7 protein-coding genes are annotated in these 6865 nt (G+C 38.9%); all 7 read left to right on the plus strand.

The window, feature by feature from the left end; all coding sequences use genetic code 11:
• Positions 1-10: 10 nt before the first annotated feature.
• Positions 11-949 carry a cysteine synthase A gene (gene cysK, locus AC2YJL_RS26320; RefSeq protein ID WP_013054888.1) on the plus strand — a complete coding sequence of 313 codons (939 nt, stop codon included), beginning with the start codon at positions 11-13 and terminating at the stop codon, positions 947-949.
• 97 nt (positions 950-1046) lie between these two features.
• Positions 1047-2462 (plus strand): aminodeoxychorismate synthase component I, encoded by a 1416-nt coding sequence (gene pabB, locus AC2YJL_RS26325; RefSeq protein WP_195695615.1) that lies wholly within the window; start codon positions 1047-1049, stop codon positions 2460-2462.
• 2 nt (positions 2463-2464) lie between these two features.
• Positions 2465-3046 (plus strand): aminodeoxychorismate/anthranilate synthase component II, encoded by a 582-nt coding sequence (gene pabA / locus AC2YJL_RS26330; protein ID WP_028412652.1) that lies wholly within the window; start codon positions 2465-2467, stop codon positions 3044-3046.
• A 4-nt stretch (positions 3047-3050) separates the two neighbouring features.
• The gene (gene pabC, locus AC2YJL_RS26335) at positions 3051-3914 is read left to right on the plus strand and encodes an aminodeoxychorismate lyase (RefSeq protein ID WP_251569143.1); all 864 of its coding nucleotides are present in this window, start codon (positions 3051-3053) and stop codon (positions 3912-3914) included.
• 21 nt (positions 3915-3935) lie between these two features.
• Positions 3936-4295 (plus strand): dihydroneopterin aldolase, encoded by a 360-nt coding sequence (gene folB / locus AC2YJL_RS26340; protein WP_013054892.1) that lies wholly within the window; start codon positions 3936-3938, stop codon positions 4293-4295.
• Entirely contained in the window at positions 4296-4841 is a 546-nt protein-coding gene (gene folK, locus AC2YJL_RS26345; protein ID WP_230931636.1) for a 2-amino-4-hydroxy-6-hydroxymethyldihydropteridine diphosphokinase, read from the plus strand.
• Between the two features lie 272 nt (positions 4842-5113).
• On the plus strand, positions 5114-6598 hold the full coding sequence (gene lysS, locus AC2YJL_RS26350; protein ID WP_050691233.1) for a lysine--tRNA ligase: 1485 nt from the start codon (positions 5114-5116) through the stop codon (positions 6596-6598).
• The last annotated feature ends 267 nt before the right edge of the window (positions 6599-6865 follow it).

Raw genomic sequence — 6865 nt, forward strand, 5'->3', positions numbered from 1 at the left:
GAGTGGTCATATGGCACGTATTGCAAATTCAATTACAGAGTTAATTGGTCAAACACCAATCGTAAAACTAAACCGTCTAGTTGAAGAAGATATGGCGGATGTATATTTAAAATTAGAATTTATGAACCCGGGAAGCAGCGTAAAAGATCGTATCGCATTAGCGATGATTGAAGATGCGGAAGCAAAAGGTGTGTTAAAACCTGGCGACACAATCATTGAACCAACAAGTGGTAACACAGGGATTGGCTTAGCAATGGTAGCTGCAGCAAAAGGATACCGTGCTATTTTAACAATGCCTGAAACGATGAGTATTGAGCGTCGTAATCTGCTTCGTGCGTACGGTGCAGAGTTAGTGTTAACACCAGGTCCAGAAGGAATGAAAGGGGCGGTTAATAAAGCAACTGAGCTTGCAAAAGAGCACGGCTACTTTATTCCTCAACAGTTCCAAAACGAGGCGAACCCAGAAGTGCACCGTCAAACAACGGCTAAAGAAATTATCGAGCAGTTTGGCGATCAGTTAGATGGATTTGTGGCAGGTATTGGTACTGGCGGTACTATTACAGGTGCTGGTGAAGTGTTAAAAGAAAAGTACCCAAATATCAAAATTTATGCGGTAGAGCCAGCTGATTCTCCGATTTTAAGCGGTGGTCAACCAGGACCTCATAAAATTCAAGGAATTGGTGCAAACTTTGTTCCGGATACGCTTAACACGGAAGTATATGACGAAGTTGTCGCTGTTCAAAACGACCAAGCTTTTGAATATGCCCGTAAAGTAGCAAAAACAGAAGGTGTACTAGTAGGTATCTCTTCTGGGGCTGCGATTTATGCTGCGTTAAAAGCTGCAAAACAGCTTGGAAAAGGTAAAAAAGTGTTAGCGATTATTCCAAGTAACGGTGAGCGTTACCTAAGTACTCCATTGTTCCAATTCGAGGAACAAACACAAGCATAAAAACGATAAAAAAACAGCTTCTATATGAAGCTGTTTTTTTTCATCTAAGAATCATGTAAAATGAAAGCAGGTGATTTATTTTTAGGAGAGTGAACAAATGCAGCAAAGAATGACTTGGGGCGAATCTATTTCTATCTCTAAAAACCAATGGTTCAAAAAATATCAAGAGTTGTCAAAAGAGGAACCGAATCATATCCTGCTTGAAAGCGGTCGAGGCGGAAAGTTTCAAATGATGGGATTAAAACCTGTAGCCATTTTGCGAGGCGAACAAAACGAGCTTCATATCAAAACGGATGACCAAGCTACTGTTCAAAAAGGTAATCCGCTTCATCTTATGCGAGACTGGGTGAAGAAGTTTGAAGCAGAGGTGAATCCAGATCTTCCTCCTTTTCAAGGTGGAGCAATTGGCTTTATTAGCTATGATTATATCCGCTATGTAGAAACCATACCTGACCTTGCTGAAGATTCATTGAAAACGCCGGACGTTTATTTCCTTATTTTCGATGACGTATTTGTATACGATCAAGAAAAGGAAAAGCTCTGGATTATCGTTAATGACGAAGCAGATTGCAAAGAGCAGGCACATAAGCGTATTGATCAATACAAAAAGGACTGGATGGAGGCAAGTGATGAAGGACTCTCATATGAGCGGATTCATCGTGTTGCCGAAAAGATTGAGGTTTCGATGTCTGAAGCTGCTTTTTCAGATGCCACTACTCGCGTACATGAGTACATCGGGCAAGGCGATGTGTTTCAAGTGAACTTATCTGTTCGACAGTCTCAACAGCTTCAAACTCATCCTATGCACATCTACGAACAGGTACGGAAAATCAACCCGTCTCCTTACATGTCTTATATGCAGACAGAAGAATTTCACATTGTGAGCTGTTCACCAGAACTATTAGTGAAAAAAGCCGGTGATGAAATCAGTACGAGACCGATTGCGGGAACGCGCTCTCGCGGTAAAGATGATCAAGAAGACCAACAGTTAGCGGATGAGCTTATTCACAACGAAAAAGAGCGTGCAGAGCATGTGATGCTTGTTGACTTGGAGCGTAATGATCTTGGTAGAGTAAGCGAATATGGTACTGTGCATGTTGACGAGTTTATGGTTATTGAAAAATATTCACATGTGATGCATATTGTGTCTAATGTAAAAGGCAAGCTCGCGCGCAACAAAGATTTTGTAGATATCGTAGATGCGGTTTTTCCTGGAGGAACGATTACTGGAGCACCTAAAGTTCGTACAATGGAAATCATTGAAGAACTTGAACCAGTTCGACGAGGAATTTATACAGGATCGATTGGTTGGATTGGGTTTAATGGAGATATGGAATTAAATATTGCGATTCGCACTATGATTATTCAAGACGGCCAAGCTTATGTGCAGGCTGGTGCGGGTGTTGTGATTGATTCAAATCCGAAACACGAATACAAAGAATCACTGAAAAAAGCAATTGCACTATGGAAAGCAAAAGAGCAGAGCGAAAATGAGCTGAGTGAGGGTGAGTAAAGATGATATTAATGATTGATAATTATGATTCTTTTACGTTTAATTTAGTACAGTATTTAGGTGAGCTAGGGCATGAGCTTCTTGTAAAAAGAAATGATGAAATTACACTTTCTGAAATTGAAGTGCTAAATCCAGATTTCTTGATGATCTCCCCGGGACCATGCAGTCCTAATGAAGCGGGAATCAGTCTAGAAGCCATCGAGTATTTTGCAGGTAAGATTCCAATATTCGGTGTATGCTTAGGGCATCAGTCGATTGGGCAAGCTTTTGGAGGGAATGTGATTCGTGCGGATAAATTAATGCACGGTAAAACATCTGAAATGCATCATGATGGCCGTACTATCTTTAAAGATCTTGATAATCCGTTCACGGCAACGCGATACCATTCTTTGATTGTAGAAAAAAGTTCACTGCCGGATTGTTTTGAAATTTCAGCGTGGACAGCAGAAGATGAAATTATGGCGATTCGCCATAAATCATTACCTATTGAAGGAGTACAGTTCCATCCTGAATCTATCATGACTTCTTACGGTAAAGAAATGTTGAAGAATTTTATTGAAACTTACGAAAAAAAGCGAGTGTAATGATATGTATATATACGTAAATGGCGAAGTAAAGCCTGCGTCTGAAGCCACTATTTCTCCGTTTGATCACGGATATATGTATGGCCTAGGGCTGTTTGAAACGTTACGAGTTTATGAAGGTCATCCATTTTTAGTGGAAGACCATCTGGATCGACTGTGTAGCAGCTTACGTGAATTAAATATTGTATGGGACTACTCTACACAGGACGTGTTGGAAATCATTAATAGTCTGTTAATGAAAAACAATGAGAGGAATGCGTATGTTCGATTAAATGTCTCAGCAGGAAATGGCGGAATTGGCTTGCAGGTGGAAGAATACGACAAGCCATCTACAATAGTATATATGAAATCAATGCCTCATCCATCGAGCCCCCTTGTAAAAGAGGGGCTTATTCTTGAGACGAAACGAAATACGCCTGAAGGAACCATGAGGTTAAAGTCTCATCATTATTTAAATAATGTACTAGCTAAGCGAGAAGTTGGTTCAGACTTAAATAAAGAGGGTATCTTTTTAACAAAAGAAGGGTTCTTAGCCGAAGGTATTGTGTCCAATTTATTTTTTGTAAAAGATGATTGTGTATATACGCCGTCTCTTGAAACAGGTATCTTAAATGGAATTACGAGACAGTTTATCTTTACGCTTTTACAAAAGAAAAACATAGAGGTTGTAGAAGGCTTATTTACGGTGGAACAGCTCTTGGAGGGTGATGAAGCTTTCGTTACAAATTCCATTCAAGAAATCGTACCTCTTCGAAGTATAAAGGATAAGCAGTTTTCAGTAGGAGACCATACGCTGACAGCTCAGTTGCAAAAAGAGTATCGCTCTTACACTATGTCGCTAATGAGTCGACACGAGCTACATGTATAAAAGCGAAAGGAGAGACTAAAGATGGATAAAATTTATGTGAATGATATGCGTTTCTATGGCTATCATGGCGTATTTCCAGAAGAAAATAAATTAGGGCAGCGTTTTCACGTGGATTTAGCTGTGGAACTAGATTTAAAGCAAGCTGGTACTACGGACAATTTAGAATACTCGGTGAGCTATGCAGATTTATACCAAACATGCCAGGAAGTTGTAGAGAAGCGCACGTTCAAGTTAGTTGAAACGGTGGCTGAAACGATTGCATCTGAATTGCTTGCTAATTACGAACTCGTGCAGGCTTGTACAGTAAAAGTATATAAGCCCGATCCGCCAATTCCCGGTTATTATCAATCGGTAGCTATTGAAATTAAAAGGAGCCGTTGAATGACAACAGAAGCATATATTGCATTAGGATCAAATATTGAAAATCGAATGGAACATTTGAAGTCAGGAGTTACTGGCTTGATGAAACACTCTGAGATTAAGGTAGTGGCTGTTTCATCTGTTTATGAAACGGCCCCGGTCGGGTATACGAATCAAGCAAGCTTTTTAAACATGGTAGTAAAAATACAAACAACGTATTCGTCAGAGCACCTTTTAGATTGTTTGCAAGCCATTGAACAAACGGCAGGCCGAAAAAGAGAGATTGTATGGGGACCTAGAACCCTTGATTTAGATATCTTACTTTATAGTAATGAAATCATTCATACGGATAGACTGAGCGTCCCTCATCCCCGAATGTTTGAACGAGCGTTTGTGATGGTTCCTCTAAACGAACTAGCTCCATCTCTTATTCTCCCTGTAGCAGAAGAAAAAGTTGAAACCATCACAACACGTTTATCAGATTTAAAAGATGTAAAATTATTTCAAGAGCAAACAACGGGTATACTAGATATGTTCGAAAATAATCGTAATGATTTACATAAGTGAAAATGAATCTTATTAGTTGATTCATTTTTATATTGGCGTAAAGTAGAGTTCTGAGTAAAAACTTTGAGGTTTGGGTTCGCAGGTTGTTGGTTTATTCGGTAGCTTGTTAGAGAAATCGAAGAAAAAGAGAAGCAAAGCAAGAATAAAGCGATTTGACATAGAGAAACGACTGAACCTATAATAATTTTAAAGAAACGTAGTAGTTGCCAGTAAACATGCTGGCCTTTTTTCTGTTTCGGAAAACTTAATTATACGATGGAGATGAGTAAACGATGAGTCATGAAGAATTAAATGATCAATTTCTCGTTCGTCGCGAAAAAATGAGCAACCTACGAGATCAAGGTATTGATCCGTTTGGTCAACGTTTTGAACGTACACATACATCACAGCAATTAATTAGTGAGTATGACGAGTTAACAAAAGAACAGTTAGAAGAAAATGAAGTGCCTGTGTCACTAGCTGGTCGTATTATGACAAAGCGTGGAAAAGGAAAAGCAGGTTTCGCTCACGTTCAAGATTTAACAGGACAAATTCAGCTTTATGTACGTAAAGATGCAATTGGCGAAGAACAGTACGAAATCTTCAGCAGCGTAGATATTGGTGACTTGGTAGGGGTTGAAGGTGTTTTATTCAAAACAAAAGTTGGCGAACTTTCTATTAAAGTAAAAGATTTTACGTTACTAACAAAAGCGCTTCGTCCACTTCCAGATAAATATCATGGTTTAAAAGATATTGAACAGCGCTACCGTCAACGTTACTTAGATTTAATTACAAACCCAGAAAGTAAACAAACATTTATCTCAAGAAGCCGCATTATTCAATCGATGCGCCGTTACTTAGATAATCATGGATATTTAGAAGTTGAAACACCGATGATGCATTCAATCGCAGGTGGAGCAGCAGCTCGTCCGTTTGTGACACACCACAACGCGCTTGATATGGAACTTTATATGCGTATTGCGATTGAACTTCATTTAAAACGTTTAATCGTAGGTGGATTAGAAAAAGTATATGAAATTGGCCGTGTATTCCGTAATGAAGGTATATCTACACGTCACAATCCTGAATTTACAATGATCGAATTGTACGAAGCGTATGCGGACTACAAAGATATCATGGCTTTAACAGAGAACTTAATTGCACACATTGCGCAAGAAGTACTTGGCACAACAAAGATTCAGTATGGCGATCAAGAGGTAGATTTAACTCCAGAATGGACAAGACTTCATATGGTCGATGCTATTAAACAATATACGGGCGTAGACTTCTGGGGAGAAACATCTGTTGAAGAAGCTCGTGCTTTAGCGAAAGAACACGGGGTAGAAATCACTGAACATATGCAATATGGACATATTGTAAATGAATTCTTTGAACAAAAAGTAGAAGAGCAGTTAATTCAACCAACGTTCATTTACGGACATCCTGTAGAAATCTCTCCATTGGCTAAGAAAAATGCGGAAGATCCGCGTTTTACTGACCGTTTTGAGCTGTTTATCGTTGCACGTGAACACGCCAACGCATTTACAGAGCTAAATGATCCAATTGACCAACGTGAGCGCTTTGAAGCTCAGTTGAAAGAGAAAGAACAAGGAAACGATGAAGCACATGAGATGGATGATGACTTTATTGAGGCATTAGAATATGGTATGCCACCTACAGGTGGTCTAGGAATCGGTATTGACCGTCTTGTTATGTTACTAACAAATGCACCGTCAATCCGTGATGTACTATTATTCCCACATATGCGTCAACGCTAAAAAAGAGATGGCTACGGCCATCTTTTTTTAGTTAATAATATTAGAAAATTTAAACTTTTAATTTACCTCTTGTTTTTATGAAAACGATTTGGTATATTTATATCTGTTGCTAACGCAGATAAGCGAAAACAACAAAAAGAAATAAAAAAAGTTGTTGACATTACGTTAATAACTTGATAAGATAGTAAAGTCGCTTAAGAGCGGCAGTTGAACTTTGAAAACTGAACAAAGCGACAAACGTCAACGTTAATTTTTATTTTTTTAAAT

It is taken from the genome of Priestia sp. SRI_019, assembly GCF_057586255.1.

What these genes read in the sequence shown, in the direction of transcription:
- cysK (WP_013054888.1), top strand. Translation starts at nt 11, where the DNA reads ATGGCACGTATTGCAAATTCAATTACAGAGTTAATTGGTCAAACACCA.
- pabB (WP_195695615.1), top strand. Translation starts at nt 1,047, where the DNA reads ATGCAGCAAAGAATGACTTGGGGCGAATCTATTTCTATCTCTAAAAAC.
- pabA (WP_028412652.1), top strand. Translation starts at nt 2,465, where the DNA reads ATGATATTAATGATTGATAATTATGATTCTTTTACGTTTAATTTAGTA.
- pabC (WP_251569143.1), top strand. Translation starts at nt 3,051, where the DNA reads ATGTATATATACGTAAATGGCGAAGTAAAGCCTGCGTCTGAAGCCACT.
- folB (WP_013054892.1), top strand. Translation starts at nt 3,936, where the DNA reads ATGGATAAAATTTATGTGAATGATATGCGTTTCTATGGCTATCATGGC.
- folK (WP_230931636.1), top strand. Translation starts at nt 4,296, where the DNA reads ATGACAACAGAAGCATATATTGCATTAGGATCAAATATTGAAAATCGA.
- lysS (WP_050691233.1), top strand. Translation starts at nt 5,114, where the DNA reads ATGAGTCATGAAGAATTAAATGATCAATTTCTCGTTCGTCGCGAAAAA.